Source organism: Veillonella parvula, assembly GCF_036456085.1.
Lineage (GTDB): Bacteria > Bacillota > Negativicutes > Veillonellales > Veillonellaceae > Veillonella > Veillonella parvula_E.
Map to the genome: position 1 here is coordinate 770,795 of NZ_CP138632.1, position 19,327 is coordinate 790,121.

The following is a 19,327-nucleotide window of genomic DNA, read 5'->3' on the forward strand; positions in this document are numbered from 1 at the left end:
CCTTTCTACCAACAACCCTAAATAATCATATCTTTTATTATAACACATATTGCAGGCCATCAATACAGCAACGAACGGTATTTCTCGTGCGTTCTTCACACCATTCAAATGCATACTGCGGATACTGAATCTGAAAGTATTTAACGTTTCGATTATTAAGGCCTCGCACCTTAGATGTTAAGCATCTCGGATAAGAAATAACAATATTATGCTGTACTGCAATACCATTATTCCTAATATAATTTGTTCTATCATTATTAGTGTTATCTATATATCCACTATTATCAGCATTATAAGCACTAACTCCACTAAATCCTAGATTTTCATAAGTAGCGTAGTCAGTTAGATTAAAACAATCGTTACTTAGTGCGTACGTATACTGAGATGCATGCTCATCAATACAACGTTCAATTCGCTGCTTATACTGTTCGTTCACAACCAGCTCCCCCATAGCGGGCTCATATGGCCCCGCTACTAAGCTATTCCTAGAATCTAATTCTTCTGTACTTTGTAAACCCGTGCGAATGACTTCAATGCCATGCTGTTCAAACCAATCTTTTAAAAATGAACAATACTGTATAGCTAGCTCAGTACTTAGTGGTTTATATTCTCCAGCTCTATACTGTTCGGCTAGCTCTGTATTTTCTATAACTAGTACGGGATAGATACGTACAAAATCAGGTCGTAATGCGGCTACTGCAATGGCCGTTTCTATTATGGTTTGCCAAGTCTCTCCTTTTAGTCCCGGTAAAAGTTGAACCCCAACGGTCATATCACGATGTTTTAATCGTGTAACAGCCTCTACTACCTCTTGTGCCGTGTGCCCCCTCTTAGCATCGACTAAAATACCATCATTCATAGACTGCACACCAAGTTCCACAGTTTTTACTCCATAAGACTGTAATAATGTAATCGCTTCATCTCCTACAGCATCGGGCCTTGTAGAACAGCGTATGCCATCAATGAGGCCCTGTTGAAGCATTTCATAGGCAGGCATTAATAATTTATGTTGTAAATCTTTAATAATAGCCGTAAATGATCCACCATAAAAGGCAACCTCCCAAAACTTTTCATTCCGCTTTGTTCCTACATAGTCTTTGATTGTTTGTTGTATATATTCTGGAGTTAGGTGACTAATACCAGATTGGCCTGTAATACGAGATTGATTACAAAATGTACACACATAGGGACAACCTACGTGAGGTATAAAAAAGGGAATCATACCAAATGGTTTCATAGACACCTCCTCTTCTTATGTAAAAATTATTATTCATCTATTATTATATAGATTATTGTTCATCTATCATTATATAGATCATTATTCATCTACCATTATATAGATTATTACTCACATACTATATATTACTCACATACTATTATACAAAAAAAGCGCCATTCGGCGCTTTTCTATTTATCAGCCATCAACTTTTCTAAAGTCAATTGAGCCGCATGTTGTTCTGCAATTTTTTTACTTTTACCAGAGCCGGCCTCGTAAGTAACACCATTAATTTCAACCTCCATATGGAAGGTTTTAGCATGATCGGGACCACTTTCACTGAGCAAATGATAGACAATATGTTTATCCCCATCACGTTGCACATATTCTTGTAATAATGTCTTATAATCTTTGCCCCGCTTACCTTCTAAGGCTTGCATGATATAGGTAGTTAAATGCTTTAAAACAAAGGCCATAGCCGTTTGATAATCTGTAGAAATATAAATGGCACCGATGAGAGACTCAAAGGTATCCGCTAATATAGAGTTTCTATCGTTACCACCGGAAGCGCGTTCTCCATGACCGAGCAATAAATATTGTCCTAGTTGCAAAGAACGACTCACAGATGCTAAAGAATCCTCACACACTGTAGCGGCCTTAATTTTCGTTAAATTACCTTCAGCCATATCTGGATATGTCTTAAATAGGTATTCCCCAATAATAAGATCCAAAACAGCATCGCCTAAAAACTCTAATCGCTGATTGTGATGAATATGCTTTGATTTATGTTCATTCGCATAAGAAGTATGTGTAAAAGCACAATCTATAATGGATATATCTGACACAGGTATGTCTAAACGAGCAACAAGCTCATGAAGAGATTCTTCACGAGCTTGTGTTATCTTACTCTTATGCGTTTCGATAGTAACCATTAAGCTTCATAACGGCGAATGCAAAGTGTACCGTTATGACCACCAAAACCGAAAGAGTTAGAAAGTGCACATTTTACTTGAAGTTCACGTGCGCCTTCACGAACATAGTCCAGATCCAAACCTTCATCAGGATTGTCACAGTTAATTGTAGGGTGAACTTTACCAGTTTCAATCGCCATTGCCATTACGATAGTTTCAATAGCACCAGCAGCCCCCAATAAGTGACCTGTCATGGATTTAGTAGAGTTAACAGCGATATTTTTAGCGTGATCGCCGAACAATTCTTTAATAGCCAATGTTTCATTTTGGTCATTAAGGCCAGTAGATGTACCATGAGCATTGATGTAGTTAACGTCTTTAGGATCAATACCTGCATCTTTAATTGCTAATTCCATACATTTACGAGCTTGAACACCACCTGGAGCTGGTGCAGTGATATGGTAAGCATCACCATTGCTACCATAGCCCACAACTTCAGCATAGATATGCGCACCGCGTGCTTTTGCGTGTTCTAATTCTTCAAGAACTACGATACCAGCACCTTCACCCATTACGAAACCATCACGGTCACGGTCAAATGGACGGGACGCCTTTGTTGGCTCATCATTGCGTGTAGACATAGCTTTCATAGCCGCAAAACCAGCTACAGCAGCCGGAGATACCGCAGCCTCAGTACCACCAGCAAACATCACATCAGCATCTCCACGTTGGATGATACGGAATGCATCGCCAATCGCATTTGTACCAGAAGTACAAGCAGTTACGTCTGTAATAACTGGACCTTTAAGACCAAGGCGAATAGATACGCGTGCAGATGTCATATTTGCAATCATCATAGGTACTGCAAATGGACTTACACGGCCAGGACCTTTTTCGAATAATGTTTCATACACCTCATGGATAGAGTCAATGCCGCCTATACCTGTACCAACTACAGTACCACAGTGATCTAAATCTGCTTTATCTAAATCAAGATCAGCATCTTCACAAGCAAGAACAGCTGCACCGATAGCAAATTCTACAGAACGGTCCATACGACGAGCTTCTTTCTTGTCTACCCCATAGTTTGTAATATCAAAGTCTTTTACTTCACCCGCAATGCGTGTTGCATAGTCAGATGCGTCAAAGCGTGTAATCGGCCCAATACCAGATTGACCTGCCAATAACGCATTGTAGAAGTTCTCTTTACCGATACCTACAGGAGTCACTGCCCCTAAGCCAGTAATTACTACACGTTTTTCCAATTATTCCACCTCTTATAGCTATACAGCCCTTTAAATTAATCAATCTCTGCTACTTGCTGTTTTAATTGAGCAAAGATATCTTTAACTGGCATAATCCTATCGACTTTTCTCATATTATTGCCAGAGAACACCAACCCCGTTTCCACATCACCTTGTTGTGCGCGAGAAAGAGCACGGATAATGCAGAATTTATGGGAACAATGTTTTAAACAGTTATCACACACCGTTGGAGGCGCTACAGTACCATCTAAAACAGATTCAGCAAATTTGTTTTTTATTGCTTGACCAGGCAAACCAACAGGACTTTGAATCAATACTATATCCTCAGGGTTTGTAGCTCGTACATACATTTTTTTCAATTCATCAGATGCATTACATTCATCAGAAGCAGCAAAACGGCTACCCATTTGAACACCACTAGCGCCGATTTTTAACATTTCAACGATATCATGGCCATCTAGAACACCACCAGCAGCAATTACTGGAATGTTTTTTACCGCTGCTACAACTTCGGGAACGATTTCTCGAGCGGAACGATCCGTCCCCAAGTGTCCACCAGCTTCACAGCCTTCTACGATTACAGCTGCAGCACCTAAACCTTCAGAAATGCGAGCTAATTTTGCGGACGAAACAATTGGTACAATAGGAGTACCAGACTCTTTGCCCATTGCGAACATATCTCTTGAAAAACCAGCACCTGCTACTACAAGATCAATGCCTTCTTCGATGGCAGTCTTTACTAAGCCAGCAAATTGAGTTGCTGCTACCATCGCATTTATACCAATAATACCCGTAGGTGATAATTTTCTAGCTAATTGTATTTCGTATCGTAATTCATCGAAAGGCAAGCCCGATGCCGCAATAAGGCCGATACCACCTTCATTTGCAACGGCTGCTGCCAAGCGAGCTGTAGACAATCTAATCGCCATACCACCTTGAATAATAGGTACTTTGGCCACTAGATTCCCAATGCGAAGTTCAGGGAGCTTCACTATCAAATCCTCCTGTAAATAAAACCGGTTGGGAGGCCACTCGGCCTCCCGTTCGGTTGAATTGTTAGCTTTACAGCTTATTTAGCAGAATCAATATATTCTACTGTATCCTTAACGGTTTTAATTTTTTCTGCAACGTCGTCAGGGATTTCAACATTGAATTCTTCTTCAAATGCCATGATCAATTCAACGATATCTAAGGAGTCAGCGCCTAAGTCGTCGATGAATGTAGAATCAATGGTAACTTCAGCTTCATCAACGCCTAATTGTTCCACAACGATTGCTTTAACTTTATCGAAAGTGTTCATTAGTGGTTCACCTCCTTTCAAAGTGTATTTATATATAGTCTAATTTTACAACTACATTACCATGCCACCATCAACATTGATGACTTGACCCGTAATATAATTAGCAAAATCGCTAGCAAGGAATGTTGCTACTGTTGCTACTTCTTCGGCATCAGCCATACGGCCCAACGGAATTTGAGTAACCATAGCTTCTTTAACTTTTTCTGGTAATACATCAGTCATATCTGTATTGATAAAGCCTGGTGCAATAGCATTAACTGTAATACCACGGCTAGCCAATTCTTTAGCACAGGATTTAGTAAAACCAATTACGCCCGCTTTAGAAGCAGCATAGTTAGTTTGACCAGCATTACCTATAACACCAACAACAGATGTCATGTTAATAATATGACCAGAACGTTGTTTCATCATGATTTTAGATACTGCTTTAGTTACCAAGTAAACACCTTTTAAGTTGATATCGATAACAGCATCAAAATCTTCGTCTTTCATTCGCATTAACAAACCGTCACGCGTAATCCCCGCATTATTCACGAGAATATCAATGTGACCAAATTCTTTATGAGCTTCTTCCACCATGGAAGCAACTTCATCAGCATTGGCTACATTAGCTTTAATTTTAATGGCTTTGCGGCCTAACGCTTGTACAGCTTCAACAGTTTCTTGCGCTGCACCTTCGCTACCGCTATAGTTTACAACAACATCAGCACCAGATTGTGCTAGATTGATAGCTACAGCGCGACCAATGCCACGGGATGCGCCAGTTACAATGGCTACTTTACCCTCTAAATGCATTTTATCGAACCCCCTTCAAAAATTCAAGCGTTTTCTCTAAGGATGCAATGTCTTCAACATTGGCTAATTCCATATCTTTGTTAATCTTTTTAGTAAAACCTGTAAGTACTTTCCCAGGCCCCACTTCAACAAAGCGAGTAACACCAAAGTTTACCATTTCAGCTACACAATCTTCCCATAAAACAGGGTTAGCGGCTTGAGTAACTAAGGACTCTTTAATGTCATTGGCATTAGTCAAAATCTTACCAGTAACATTTGCAACTACAGGAATTTGTGCATCACTCACTTGGATCTTATCCAATTCTTCCTTTAACCGAAGAGCTGCTGGTTCCATCAAACGGCTGTGGAATGGAGCACTCACCGGAAGCATTACTGCACGTTTCGCTCCTGCTTCTTTCATTTTTTCAGCTGCTGTTTCCACCGCTGCAGTTTCACCGGCAATAACGATTTGTCCAGGGCAATTGAAGTTAACTGCTTGTACAGAACCTACAGAAGCATTTACTTCTTCACAAATTTCTACAACTTGCTCACGAGGTAATGCCAAAATTGCCGCCATAGCGCCTTTACCCAATGGCACAGCTTCTTGCATATATTCACCGCGTTTATGAACTACATATACTGCGTCTTTAAAGTTCAATACACCGGCTGCTACTAGAGCACTATACTCACCAAGACTATGCCCGCCTACGATATCAGGCGTAAAGCCTTGTTCTTTTAGAATTTCATAACAAGCTACGGATGCAGTCAAAATAGCTGGTTGTGTATTTGCTGTTTTAACGAGCTCTGTATCAGGACCTTCGAAGCATAATTTACTGATGGAATAACCAAGTGCTTCGTCAGCCTCTTCAAAACGTTGTTTTACAATAGGATACGCATTATACAAATCTTGTAACATGCCTACTTTTTGAGAACCTTGACCAGGAAAAACAAATGCCGTTTTCATTAGGGGCCTCCTTATTTACTAAGACCTTGAAGATTCTTAATCACTGTTTCAGCTTCAGTCATGATATCTTTAATGATAGTTTCACATGGTTTAACATCTGTTAACATACCAGAAATTTGACCGATCATTACAGAACCTTCTTTTATATTACCATCAATAGCAGCTAAACGAAGTGTGCCAGCGCCTAATGCTTCCAATTCCTCTTTAGAACCACCACTAAATTCAAGGGATTTATATTTATGAGCTAACGCATTATCTATAATACGTACAGGATGACCTGTTGTTAAGCCAGTCATAACTGTAGCACGATCTTTTGCTTTCAATACAGCATTTTTATAATTTTCATGGGCAATACATTCTTCGGATAATACGAATCGTGTCCCCATTTGTACCGCTTTAGCACCTAATGCAAATGCCGCAGCCATACCACGACCATCTGCAATACCACCAGCAGCAATAACTGGTACATCTACAGCATCAACTACTTGAGGAATTAATGCCATAGTTGTAATATCACCTACGTGACCACCAGACTCTGTACCTTCAGCAATAATTGCATCAATACCGCCACGTAATAAGCGCTTTGCAAGTAATACTGATGCAACTACAGGAATAACTTTTGTACCAATTTCTTTCAAAGCGGGAACATAAACACCAGGATTACCTGCACCTGTAGTAATAACAGGAACACGTTCTTCCACAACTACTTCCATAACCTCTTTTACAAATGGAGACATGAGCATAATATTACAGCCAAAAGGCTTGCTAGTGCGCTCTTTTAATTTATGGATTTCATTACGGAAAATATCAGGAGGCATATGACCAGCACCAATAATCCCAAGGCCACCAGCTTCAGAAACGGCTGCCGCTAATTCTGCAGTACCGAGCCAAGCCATACCACCTTGAAAGATTGGATACTCAATCTGCAATAAATCACAAATGTCAGTCTTAATCATCTTGATGTGTCCTCCTTAATACCATTTCAAGACCAGGCTTGCCCATGTTAGGCCTGCACCAAATCCTGCAAACGCAACATTATCACCGCGTTTGAAACGTCCCTCGCGATTAGCTTCATCAAGTGCAATCGCTACAGACGCGGCAGATGTATTACCATACTTATGTAAATTAACAAAAACTTTTTCCATTGGCAGATGTAAACGTTTGGCTGCCGAATCAATAATACGAATATTCGCTTGATGAGGAATGAAGTAATCTAATTCGTTTAACTCCATACCAGCGCGTTCTAAGGATTTTAAAACCGTACGCCCCATCGTTTTAACGGCAAATTTATATACTTCAGGGCCATCCATATGAATAAATGTTAAGCCCTCTTCTACGCGTTGATCATTTGCCACCACAGCAGTGCCACCTGCAGGAATGCAAAGCGCTGGTCCGCCAGTGCCATCGGCGCCCATGTCAATACCTTTAATTCCATAGCCTTCAGGTACTTCAGATACTACTGCAGCCCCAGCACCATCACCAAAGAGGATACATGTACCACGATCATTCCAGTTTACTCGACGGGAAAGAATTTCCGCCCCCACGACGAGTACTTTTTTATAAATACCAGAACTAATATAACTAGCGGCAGTAATCAATCCATATACAAACCCAGAGCATGCCGCTTGTAAATCATAGGCTGCAGCGTTTTTGGCGCCTAAGTTCGCTTGCAATACACAAGCTGCCGAAGGAATAATCATATCTGGTGTTAAGGTAGCAAAGATAATCATGTCGATTTCCTCTGCAGTGACATTAGCCATTTGCATAGCTTTTTTTGCTGCCTCTGTCGCCATATAGGATGTATTCATACCTTCCGGTGCAATGCGTCGTTCTTCTATACCCGTACGCTCTCTAATCCATTGATCATTGGTATCAACCATTTTTTCAAGATCAAAGTTTGTTACTACATTGTCAGGAAGGAAGCTCCCAGTACCAATGATTCCTACAGGTTTATTCATCATAGTCATACTTTAAGGCTCCTTCAATATCCATCGTTTCTCTTATGTGTTGAATAATTTTACGCTCTACTAAATCACTAGCAATTTCAATAGCAGTTTTTATTTCTTTTGCTTTAGAACTACCATGAGCAATCATGAATACCCCATTAACTCCTAAAAGTGGAGCACCACCATTTTCTGTGTGATCCAAACGTTTTGCCATCTTTTTCAAGGCTGGCTTTACAAGCATAGCTCCTATCTTGGCAAAAATACTTCCTGCCATAATGCTATCCTTTACTAATTGCGTAAGACCTGTTACTAACCCTTCCGCAAATTTAAGTACCACATTGCCTACGAAGCCATCACATACGACAACATCAACGGCACCTTTAGGAATATCGCGACCTTCAATATTTCCTTTAAAATTGATAGTCTTCATACCCTCCAAAATCGGATACGTCGCCAATACGACATCGTTCCCCTTTGTGGCCTCTTCACCAATATTTAACAATCCCACAGTAGGATTTTCTTTTCCTAATAAAAGCTTAGCGTATTCAGACCCCATTAAAGCACCTTGTACAAGATGTTTAGGTTTACTATTAGAATTTGCACCAGAGTCTAACATAACTGTTATACCACTTACCGTTGGCATTGGAGTTGCAATGACAGGGCGATCAATGCCTTTAATGCGACCGAGCCCAAACAAAGCCGCTGCAACAGCAGCTCCCGTACTACCTGGAGCAATTACAGCATCACAACGATTATCACGAACCAACGAAGTAGCGACCACAACAGATGCATCTTTTTTCTTGCGCAATGCTTGACCTGGATGTTCATCCATGCCGATTACCTGGCTAGCATGATGTACAGAAATACGTGGATTCTTAGCTTCATTATTAGCTTCTAATATATCAAAAATTTGCTGCTCATCGCCGACGAGCACCACTTCAATGTGTTGATTTGCTCGTACGGCTTCAATGGATCCAAGTACAGTCTCCATTGGAGCAAAGTCGCCACCCATGGCGTCTATTGCAATTTTCATAATTTACACCCTATTCTCTACGGATTCCATAATAAATTTTGCGCGAAACACTTCTTTTATTTTATCTCTTATTATAACCCAAATAAAGAACTTATTACCTCGGCGACGAACAATTTCTGCTTTCGCTACCAAATTAGTACCAGATCCTACCGGGTTCTTATATTTTATATTTCCAACTTCCGCAGAGCAAACAGTCGTCCCCATAACCACTTTTGCAAGGGAATTTGCTTGAGCATATAAATACTGCGGTTCTACATATCCGAATTGATCTTCCATATCAGCCGTAGTACGCAACATAGATAATGCTTGGTGCCCCTCGGTGACATCAATCAATTCGCCAACCACTTCATATGATACATGTTCTGCCATTTCATGTGATTGACCTGTAGCCATAACACGAATGCGTTCACGCAATTCAGGAATACCCAATTCTAGTCGATCGAGACGAATTGTTGGCACACTTACACCAAAGTGTGTTGCCAATTCTTCATCAGTAAGAAATGGCGTAATATTCAGTTTTTCTTGTAACTGCTTCTGGCGCTCTTGCTTCTTTAACCGACTCATGGGACCACCTTTTATGACCTAGTATTAATATTACATCCTAAGTATATACAATAATTCCCTTATTGGCAAGACTTTTCATACATATAGTAAGAAATTTTCATAGCATATACAAAATATAGTTGTTTTTTTATATTTTAGTATTTTTGTTTATAAAAAATAAAAATGTGTCACTATCTTATAGAATAATCTTACTATAAAATAATGACACTTGCTATTCATAACAAAACATATAAAAATATGAGTGTATATTTTGAAAGCATATAAAAAAGACGCCTACAAAGTAGGCGTCTCTCTCTGCTCACATATTAAGCATTAGCTACTACTTGTTCACCTTTATAGTGACCACATGTAGGGCAAACACGATGAGGCATCTTAGGCTCGTGGCATTGTGGACATGCTACATAACCAGGAGCTTCTAATTTCCAATTAGCACGACGACGATCGCGACGGCATTTAGACAATCTACGTTTAGGTACTGCCATTATCTGCACCTCCTTAGTACAATCATTAGGATAATCTATCATCTTTCTCATCAAGCAAAGCACGTAACTCTGCAAATCGAGGATCCACCACAAAGGATTCACAAGAACAAGGTGAAACATTTAAATTTGCTCCGCAATGAACGCACAATCCTTTGCAATCATCCTGACATAACACTTGAGAGGGCTCATTGATGATTAATGTATCCCTAATTAGTTCAGTTAAGTCAATTTCTTCTCCATCAAAAGAATTCACATCATCTGCAGCATCTCGACAATCACTAAAGATTTCCTCAAAGAAATCTTTTCGATAATGTTCTGTTGTATTTAAACAACGGGAACAATCATAATCGCCTTTAGACTGAATCGAACCTTGAACGATGTAATTTTGACCATCAAACCAAAACTCACCACTAATGGTTATATCATGACGGCTCCAAGGAAAAGCAGTTACGTCACCAAGCTCAGAGGCTGATATCGTATAGCTATAAGGAAATTTCTTTCCTATATGTTCTTTTGCTTGCTCTACTTGCAGTTTCATAATCTTACCTCGACTCATAATATTATAAACATGACATGGTGCTTTGTCAAATAAAAAAGACTATCTCAAGTGGACTCAAGATAGCCTTTTGGTAAGTCAATTACATTTTTTCGAATTGGTCTTTACCAACACCGCAAATTGGGCAAACATAATCAGCTGGTTGATCTTCGAATTTTACGCCTTCAACAGCTTCGTCATAAACCCAACCACATACTACGCATACATATTTTTCCATGTGTATTTCCTCCTTCACTTGAAAATTATTGTTTAATGTTTATCTTTAATTAATTCAGATACTCTATCTGTAATGTAGTATATCAAAGACATCGAAACTTTTCAATACTCATTTTCTTATTTTCTCATTTTTTATAATATTTAATAATCATAGATACTATGCGGTTTTCTACTACTTAACTCATTTGAAATATATTATCATTTAGTTTTTTTATCTTTAGACTACTACTGAATATTTTATTTTAATCTAATAATTGGAAATTAATTTTGAAAGCATATTGTTTAAATAAATAACTATAATAACCTTATCTAAGGTGTACATAATTACTATATTATACTATTATATAGAGAAGAGATTATGTGACTACATATAATCTCCAAATAATATTACGCTTAATCTCTTTAGTATATAAGTATATACTGATGAATATTCTTGACTTTATTAATACTCTAATTTTCTATAAGAAAATAAAATCATTCTTATATAAAATTCTCGCATAAAGGTATAATAAAGTTTCAGTAAATTTAATTGTTATCATAGGAGGCTTTATGAGAACAGCGTTAACACAACTTTTACAAATCGAATACCCTATCATCCAAGGTGCTATGGCTTGGGTATCTGAACACAAACTAGTTGCTGCCGTAGCTAATGCAGGTGCTACAGGTGTAATTGCTCTTGGTGGTCGTGATGCAGAATGGACGCGCAACGAGATTCGTGCCTGTAAAGACTTAACGGATAAGCCTTTCGGAGTCAATCTCATGTTAATGGCTCCCAATAAAGACGAATTAGTGGATATTATCATTGAAGAAAAGCCTGCATTTGTAACACTTGGAGCAGGCAATCCTGTACCATATATTAAACCATTGCAAGATGCAGGCATTAAAGTTATCCCTGTTGTCCCATCTCTAAAACTTGCTAAACGCATTGAAGAAGCTGGTGCTGATGCAATTATTATTGAGGGTATGGAAGCTGGTGGACATATTGGTAGCCAAACAACCATGTCCTTGATGGAAAATATTTTACCTGAGATTTCCATTCCTGTTGTTGTAGCAGGCGCTATCGTAGATGGTCGTGGTATTGCAGCAGCATTGTTGATGGGTGCTGAGGGTGTACAAATGGGTTCCCGTTTTTTGTTAGCTGAAGAATGCCAAGCCCACATAAATATGAAAGAAGCAATTATCAAAGCCACAGATACAGACTCTGTTGTAACGGGTCTCCTCTCTGGTCACGGTGGAGTACGTAGCTTGAAAAACGAATTCACTACACGTTACTTAGCTGCCGAAACAGATGGTGTTACTACCCCTGAAGAACGCACCAAAATGTCCCAAGGCACTAACAAACGTGCTGCTATCGATGGTGATGTTGTAAATGGTGCTGTACAAGTTGGACAAGGTTTAAACCGACTTACTACTATTGAACCTGCTCACACTATAGTACAAACAGTAATGAATGAAGCTATCATGTCTATTCGTAAAGCACAACGTCTTATTGAAATCGTATAGTTAATAAATTAGGAGTTCCTTATGTTACCATTTCACGGAAAATACCCCAAATTAGATCCCAAAAGTTGTGTTATGCCTGGTGCAGAACTTGCAGGTGATGTTGAACTAAAAGAATATGCTTCCATTTGGCAAAACTGTGCACTTCGCGGTGATGTAAATAAAATTGTAGTAGGTCGCTATTCTAATGTACAGGATAACTCTGTATTACACGTTGATGACGACAGGGCTTGCATTCTTGGAGATTATGTAACAATTGGCCATGGTGCAATAGTACACGCTAGTACTATCGAAGATAATGTATTAGTTGGAATGGGCGCTATTGTATTAAGCGGTTGTCATATTGGCTCTGGCTCTATTATTGCTGCTGGTGCAGTCATAAAGGAGAACACTGTAATCCCACCTAATTCTTTAGTTGTTGGAATCCCAGCTCGCATAGCTCGTACAGATGAAACGCAAATCGAACGTATTCACAATCAAGCACTAAAATATAAACACTTGTGGACTGTAGAATATGGCATGCTTCCTGATGCGGGTGGCGAGGAATACGATAAGAACGCAAAAATCGTATAATTACATATACATTAAAAGCGGATAGTTGATTAATTCAACTATCCGCTTCTTTTCTATATATTATATTTACTTTTATTAACTATTATTTATTGCTACTTAGCGCTATTTAATTTTGATTGAATGATTTGCTCTACCATAAGAGCTGTCCCCATTGTTAAAGCTATAGGAAACAACATCTCTACAGAGAAACGAGATAATTCAAGCATAAATACACAAGATGTCATAGGCATTTTTTGTGCAAGGCCTAAGAATACTACGGCCCCTACAAAAGCAGACATTCCCAAAGATACTGGCGCTATAGCAATAGCCCATACGGTACCAAATACGATCCCCAAAGTACTACCTAACATCATAGATGGTGTAATACGACCACCATATGCACCAGCGGCCAAAGCAAGTAAAACAGCTACCCATTTGGATCCAAATAAACCCAATGCATATGTCCATGTGATATCGTTCGTAAAAGTCAACTCATTGCCTGCTTTACCATTTCCAAGAATTTCAGGAAAATACATAGCTAAAACACCAATTAGTGTAAATGCTACGATAGAAATGGGAATCATTACAGGACTACTACGATGAATGGCGGGTAGCTTACTTTGTGTAATATTAAATAAAACAACACCAATTGCAATAATAGCGCCTAAAACGATAGAAAACTCTACATAATGACTCCCCAAACTGGGTTGTGCCATTGTATATTGTATAACATCTCCTACACCAGCTTGTCGCGTCACAAATGTAGCCAAACCACAACATAAGAGGGCTGCACTCATAGCCCGTATATTCCAAGTAAGAAGCAAAGTTTCTAATGTAAAAATTGCCGCAGATAATGGTGAATTATAAACTGCAGCTAAACCAGCGCCTGCAGCACATGCAATTAATAATTGACGATCTTCTTGTTTTATATCAAAATGTTTAACTAAAAAGGTAGTAATACCTGCGCTAGCCTCACGTGGTGCAACTTCTCGACCTAATGGAGAACCAATACCTACCGTAATTATTTGCAGTGTTGCATGTAAAACAGTAGTAATTGGATTCATATCCATTTTACCAGAAACTGCTGTTTTTATATCTACAACGCCTTTACCATATCTGTGAATCAAAACCCAACCTACGCCACCTATCACGCCACAGACGATTAAGGGTATTAATCGTTCTATCGGTGATACTCGGGCCACAGCTGCACCAAAACTCAGATGATCAGCAGAAGAGTAATTATATACGAAATGTTGGATTCCATGTAATAAATGCGTATAGGAAGCCCCTACTAGCCCCGCTATAAAGCCAACTATAATAATGAGTCCTATAAATCGTTTATCATATATCATATTTACTCCATCGCTAATACAATTTCCCCAGCCGCTAATGTCTTTTTAACATCAATGATACGCTGATTTGAGGAACCTCTGAAGCGCAAAGCAGGGTCCTTAAGTTCATCTACAAAGCGGCCATCTACGAGAATGTCGATTTCTTGTAATAAAGCACTTCGCAACTCATCTTCTAAGATATCATCTATTTCATAGCCGGAATAAGCCCAAATCTTCTTTTCTGGCGCCGCTGCTCGAACAGCTCTCACCACCGGTAATAAGCCTTGTACATTTTGAAATGGCTCCCCACCTAATAATGTTAAACCTGAACATGTAGGATTCTTCACATAGGAAACCACTAAATCTGTCTCAGCTTGCGTCCATACCTTACCAGCATTAAAATCTTGGTATTCTTCGTTAAAACAATTATAACAACAATGTGTACAACCTGTTACAAATATAGATGTACGAATCCCTTCTCCATTGGCAATATCGTATTGTCTTATTTGCCCATATCTCATCATAACCTCCATAGTAGTGCCTATCAACTTTGATCAACACTATATAGATATATTTCAATTTCTCATATATACAGTAAAAGCTGTGCCTTAGGCACAGCTTTTACCACTTAAAATTATCGTATTTAGAACTCTAAAATCGTATCTATTAACATACCCACATCATTAGATGTCTATGATAATTATATTAATCTATATAACAGTTTATCTTAATATGCTTAATATACAGGATAATTATTAAAACTATATCTCTAATAATCTTAAATGTGCATTACACGATCTTTAATTTCCTTTGTGCGCCCTTCATTCCAGAAGTTTTCACCAAGGTATCCACAAGTACGACGGATAACAGTTAATTTATCGCGATTTGTATTGTGGCAACGAGGGCATTCCCACTCGTTATGTTCATTTACCTTAATTTCTCCATCAAAGCCACATTCGTGACAATAGTCAGACTTGGTATTAAATTCAGCATAAGAAATATGATCATAAATATATTGAATCATAGTCAAAACAGCTGGAATATTATTAGTCATATTAGGAATTTCTGCATAGGAAATACAGCCACCTGTAGATTTCTTTTGGAACTCAGATTCAAAGGAGAACTTGTCAAATACATTAATCTCTTCTCGTACGCTTACATGATAACTATTAGTATAATAACCCTTATCCGTAATGTCCTCAATAATACCAAAACGAGCGCGATCCAAAGAAGAGAATCGATGGGTTAAACTTTCAGCAGGTGTACCATATAATGCAAAGCCCATGTTATGTTTAACTCGCCATTCATCAACAGCTGCATTTAAGCGATCCATAATCTTCATCGCAAAAACGCGACCTTTCTCGCCTGTATTCGATTCACCGGTAATTAAACGAGTTGCTTCATAAATACCAATATATCCCAAGGAAATAGTCGCATAACCGCCAGTCAAGAATTTGGCAATTTTCTCGCCTTTTTTAAGTCTTGCAATAGCACCGTGTTGCCAATGGATTGGTGACACATCACTCACTACGTCCTTAAGTAATTCATAACGAAGCATTAGTGCTTTTTCTGCCAACTCAAGTCGTTTATCTAAAATTTCAAAATATCGTTCTTCACTACCGCGGGCTAGAATGCCAATTTGAGGTAAGTTTAAACTTACTACACCAATGTTAAAACGTCCATCAAACTTGTATTCACCATTTTCATCCTTCCAAGGAGATAAGAAGGATCGACAGCCCATAGGACTAAAGACATTACCTGAGTAGTTTTCCTTCATTTTTTTTGCAGAAATATAGTCAGGGTACATGCGCTTAGCCGTACATTGTGCTGCCAATTCAGTTAAGTAATAGTATGGACTATCTGGTGTTACATTATGCTCATCAAGAACATAAATCAACTTAGGAAAGGCTGGTGTAATATATACATCGGCTTCGTTTTTTACACCTTTAATACGTTGGCGCAAAATTTCTTCTGTAATAAGAGCCGCTTCCTTCGCGTATTCATAGTCTGGTTGGAAATACATAAATAATGTAACAAATGGAGATTGACCATTTGTGGTCATCAATGTATTGATTTGGTATTGAATAGTTTGGATACCATCTTTAACCTCTTTACGCGTACGTTTCCACGCTATTTCACGAGCCTTTTCCATATTAGGCTCCATGCCGTAAATCTCAACTTGCTCTTCAATAACATTATTGAGGATTTTTTCATAAGATTTACGTACAAATGGTGCCAAAATACGGTCAATACCATTAATACTTTGACCACCATATTGACCAGATGCTACTTGTGCAATGATTTGTGTTGTTACAGTACAAGCAACTTGGAAAGACTTAGGTGTATCGATTTTCTTACCATTGATTACTGTGCCATTTGTAAGCATGTCTTCCAAATTAATCAAGCAACAGTTAAACATAGGTTGAATAATATAATCCATATCATGGAAGTGGATAGCTCCACTATCATGGGCTTCCAAAATATCGGTAGGAATCAATTTACGACGAGCAATATCCTTAGATACTTCACCAGCAATTAAATCCCGTTGGGTAGATACAATAGCAGCATCCTTATTAGAATTTTCATCAAGAACACTGATATTACTACGATCTAATAAACCAATTACATCATCATCAGTTGTATTTTGACGGCGTTTAAAAGCTTGAACAGCTTTGTAACCTTCATAGGCACGTGCCGTTGCAGGATTATGATACTCAATCAACTTATAATACACTTGATCTTCAATAGCATAAATTGTCATGTCTTTTTGAAGCTTAGTAGCATATTCCTCAATTTCATTTGCAATACGCTGTGCCAAGCCCTCTTCGTACAACCCAGTACTACTATGTTCAGCTTTTTCAATAGCCAAAGCAATCTTGTTTTTGTCGAATGGTACCTTCGTGCCATCACGCTTAATGACCTGCAACATATTGGCAACCTCCCCATCTTATTACTGCCAAAATATATGTTAAGAAGTATAAAAAGTATGTCTAATCACACTTTTTATAAATTTATATGTAAAAATGTAAAGAATTATTAGAAAACCCCTCTATTTTTACTGCCCTCTCAGTATACTATATATGGTGGTTGTTTTCAACCCTAAATACAATATAAAGTAAAAATAGGTTCCTCTATCTATGCCAATATGACATGGATAAAAGAACCTATATAAATTATAATGCAAAGCCAAATAGACGAGTTAAGAAATTACCCTTTTTCCCCACCCAACTAGATGGGACAGAAGGATAAAATGTGCGATTAGCTAAGAGGTCGCGTTCATTAAGATGGATATTTGGCAACAAATCTTTTTTATACGTATTGTCTAATTCAGAAATTGCTTCCACATAACCTTGGTACGCCTCAACATCACAGCCATCGCTGTAACCAGTACCAAAGAAATGAATTAAACCATTTCGATATAATTCAATGGCCCTATCATAGTTAGCGTTACCATGATCAAAAGATGCCATATTACATTGAATCAAAATACCTCTATCAACCCATGCTAGTAATTGTTCAGGTTTAGTAAATAATTGTCCATAAGTTTCTACTTCACTAATAATAGGTACAAGCCCCATATCTAGTAGACTTAATAACCACGCATTAATATGATGCACTTTGCTATTTTGTGGAAGAGCAACTAATATAAAATGGCTATCTCCCAACGTATATTGATTGCGATGAGAAGCTATATATGCAACCATTTCATCACAAAGCATTACGCGAGCTCCACTGTGAATAGTTATATCTACTTGTTGCTCCTTAACCATAACTTTTACTTCATTAACTAAAGAGTTCATAGCATTCCATGTGTTCAGATCCATAGATACTGTTACATCAGGCGTACTAAAAATATCTGTAATACCTTGTTCAGACAAGGACTTAATCATTTTTACTGATTCTGCCATTGTTTGAGGCCCTTGTGGACCTAACACAGCTGGCAAAATGCAACCATGTAAATCAACCACGCGACTCATAATCTTTCCCTTCTACTTTCGATTTTCTTTTCAAAACCGACCTCTTTTATAAAGTTCATGTTCTTCTCATTTAAGTTTATAATTCATTTTATATTCACGATTATAACAAGGGACCAGTCGCTTGTATAGTGGTTTTTCTATAAAAATAAATAAATTATTATATGTTCATTTAATACATTTTTTATATATTCATTTATTCTTCATAAAATATGACCCATAATCTCTACAATTATGAGTCATATTTTACACATTATTATATTAATAATTATTTAATTTTTAAATGTACTTTTATCTTTTATCATGACTAATATAATAAGTTAATTTCACTACCGATATACCGATGATTATACCAACTGTATCAATCAGTACATCAGACAGTTGAGAGCTGCGTCCTAGAGAAAATAATTGTATAAATTCATCTAGACTAGCTATTACTATACCCACTCCTATTGTTTTTACTACTGTGCCATATTCAATATAGCGGCGTAGAACTACATATAAAACACCACCAAGGATTGTGAACTCTGTAAGGTGGGCTAATTTTCGAATAATCCTATTTAAGGCCCATATATTTCCGTAAAAGCCTAATTTATTAGCTATAGGGGCAATCCACTTTGCAAAAATAAGACTAAACCCATCAGAGGTTCCTCCATTTTGCAAGGAATTATCCCATATAAAAAACACAATTAGACATAACACAATATATAGTATCCAACGTTTCATACTACTCTCCTAAACGC

Annotated in this window: 21 protein-coding genes; 2 read left to right on the forward strand and 19 right to left on the reverse strand. The window is 38.1% G+C overall.

Translation table 11 applies throughout. The annotated features are described in order from the left end of the window. Positions 1–37 precede the first annotated feature (37 nt). From PK1910_RS03715 to PK1910_RS03780, 14 genes are all read right to left on the reverse strand, one after another. The gene (locus PK1910_RS03715) at positions 38–1,237 is read right to left on the reverse strand and encodes an elongator complex protein 3 (protein WP_024061460.1); all 1,200 of its coding nucleotides are present in this window, start codon (positions 1,235–1,237) and stop codon (positions 38–40) included. A 170-nt stretch (positions 1,238–1,407) separates the two neighbouring features. Further along, a complete protein-coding gene (gene rnc, locus PK1910_RS03720) occupies positions 1,408–2,148 on the reverse strand; it encodes a ribonuclease III (protein ID WP_004693448.1) in 741 nt (246 codons plus the stop codon). Continuing rightward, positions 2,148–3,392, reverse strand: coding sequence for a beta-ketoacyl-ACP synthase II (gene fabF, locus PK1910_RS03725; RefSeq protein WP_058948443.1), 1,245 nt, complete (start codon positions 3,390–3,392; stop codon positions 2,148–2,150). The genes rnc and fabF overlap by 1 nt, the downstream gene beginning before the upstream one ends. Before the next feature lie 35 nt (positions 3,393–3,427). Beyond that, entirely contained in the window at positions 3,428–4,384 is a 957-nt protein-coding gene (locus PK1910_RS03730; RefSeq protein WP_004693443.1) for an NAD(P)H-dependent flavin oxidoreductase, read from the reverse strand. Between the two features lie 77 nt (positions 4,385–4,461). After that, positions 4,462–4,692, reverse strand: coding sequence for an acyl carrier protein (locus PK1910_RS03735; RefSeq protein ID WP_004693441.1), 231 nt, complete (start codon positions 4,690–4,692; stop codon positions 4,462–4,464). Between the two features lie 51 nt (positions 4,693–4,743). Then, entirely contained in the window at positions 4,744–5,487 is a 744-nt protein-coding gene (fabG, locus tag PK1910_RS03740; protein WP_004693439.1) for a 3-oxoacyl-[acyl-carrier-protein] reductase, read from the reverse strand. Between the two features lies 1 nt (position 5,488). Then, positions 5,489–6,430 carry an ACP S-malonyltransferase gene (gene fabD / locus PK1910_RS03745; protein ID WP_004693437.1) on the reverse strand — a complete coding sequence of 314 codons (942 nt, stop codon included), beginning with the start codon at positions 6,428–6,430 and terminating at the stop codon, positions 5,489–5,491. 11 nt (positions 6,431–6,441) lie between these two features. Further along, positions 6,442–7,386, reverse strand: a complete 945-nt coding sequence (gene fabK, locus PK1910_RS03750) for an enoyl-[acyl-carrier-protein] reductase FabK (protein WP_004693435.1) — start codon at positions 7,384–7,386, stop codon at positions 6,442–6,444. Between the two features lie 15 nt (positions 7,387–7,401). Beyond that, entirely contained in the window at positions 7,402–8,397 is a 996-nt protein-coding gene (locus PK1910_RS03755) for a beta-ketoacyl-ACP synthase III (RefSeq protein WP_012864189.1), read from the reverse strand. Continuing rightward, positions 8,381–9,409 carry a phosphate acyltransferase PlsX gene (gene plsX / locus PK1910_RS03760; protein ID WP_004693432.1) on the reverse strand — a complete coding sequence of 343 codons (1,029 nt, stop codon included), beginning with the start codon at positions 9,407–9,409 and terminating at the stop codon, positions 8,381–8,383. Before plsX ends, PK1910_RS03755 begins: the two co-directional genes overlap by 17 nt. Before the next feature lie 3 nt (positions 9,410–9,412). Continuing rightward, on the reverse strand, positions 9,413–9,973 hold the full coding sequence (fapR, locus tag PK1910_RS03765) for a transcription factor FapR (protein ID WP_004693429.1): 561 nt from the start codon (positions 9,971–9,973) through the stop codon (positions 9,413–9,415). 305 nt (positions 9,974–10,278) lie between these two features. Continuing rightward, the gene (rpmF, locus tag PK1910_RS03770; RefSeq protein WP_004693428.1) at positions 10,279–10,455 is read right to left on the reverse strand and encodes a 50S ribosomal protein L32; all 177 of its coding nucleotides are present in this window, start codon (positions 10,453–10,455) and stop codon (positions 10,279–10,281) included. A gap of 25 nt (positions 10,456–10,480) precedes the next feature. Further along, on the reverse strand, positions 10,481–10,993 hold the full coding sequence (locus PK1910_RS03775; protein ID WP_004693424.1) for a YceD family protein: 513 nt from the start codon (positions 10,991–10,993) through the stop codon (positions 10,481–10,483). 100 nt (positions 10,994–11,093) lie between these two features. Continuing rightward, positions 11,094–11,228, reverse strand: a complete 135-nt coding sequence (locus PK1910_RS03780) for a rubredoxin (RefSeq protein WP_004693422.1) — start codon at positions 11,226–11,228, stop codon at positions 11,094–11,096. Between the two features lie 548 nt (positions 11,229–11,776). Between PK1910_RS03780 and PK1910_RS03785 the strand changes: the two genes are divergently transcribed. After that, the gene (locus tag PK1910_RS03785) at positions 11,777–12,730 is read left to right on the forward strand and encodes a nitronate monooxygenase (RefSeq protein ID WP_004697213.1); all 954 of its coding nucleotides are present in this window, start codon (positions 11,777–11,779) and stop codon (positions 12,728–12,730) included. Positions 12,731–12,751: 21 nt separating this feature from the next. Next, entirely contained in the window at positions 12,752–13,300 is a 549-nt protein-coding gene (locus PK1910_RS03790) for a gamma carbonic anhydrase family protein (RefSeq protein ID WP_004693416.1), read from the forward strand. 92 nt (positions 13,301–13,392) lie between these two features. Here the strand turns inward: PK1910_RS03790 and PK1910_RS03795 are convergent, their stop codons facing one another. The 5 genes from PK1910_RS03795 to PK1910_RS03815 form a co-directional block, all read right to left on the reverse strand. Beyond that, a complete protein-coding gene (locus PK1910_RS03795; RefSeq protein ID WP_058948442.1) occupies positions 13,393–14,631 on the reverse strand; it encodes a chloride channel protein in 1,239 nt (412 codons plus the stop codon). Positions 14,632–14,633: 2 nt separating this feature from the next. Continuing rightward, the gene (gene nrdG, locus PK1910_RS03800; RefSeq protein ID WP_004697282.1) at positions 14,634–15,131 is read right to left on the reverse strand and encodes an anaerobic ribonucleoside-triphosphate reductase activating protein; all 498 of its coding nucleotides are present in this window, start codon (positions 15,129–15,131) and stop codon (positions 14,634–14,636) included. A 257-nt stretch (positions 15,132–15,388) separates the two neighbouring features. Further along, positions 15,389–17,539: an anaerobic ribonucleoside-triphosphate reductase gene (gene nrdD / locus PK1910_RS03805; protein WP_004693410.1), complete on the reverse strand. Its 2,151-nt coding sequence runs from the start codon at positions 17,537–17,539 to the stop codon at positions 15,389–15,391. A 244-nt stretch (positions 17,540–17,783) separates the two neighbouring features. Further along, positions 17,784–18,587 carry a tyrosine-protein phosphatase gene (locus tag PK1910_RS03810; protein WP_004697179.1) on the reverse strand — a complete coding sequence of 268 codons (804 nt, stop codon included), beginning with the start codon at positions 18,585–18,587 and terminating at the stop codon, positions 17,784–17,786. Positions 18,588–18,875: 288 nt separating this feature from the next. Then, on the reverse strand, positions 18,876–19,310 hold the full coding sequence (locus PK1910_RS03815) for a VanZ family protein (protein ID WP_004693407.1): 435 nt from the start codon (positions 19,308–19,310) through the stop codon (positions 18,876–18,878). Positions 19,311–19,327: the final 17 nt, after the last annotated feature.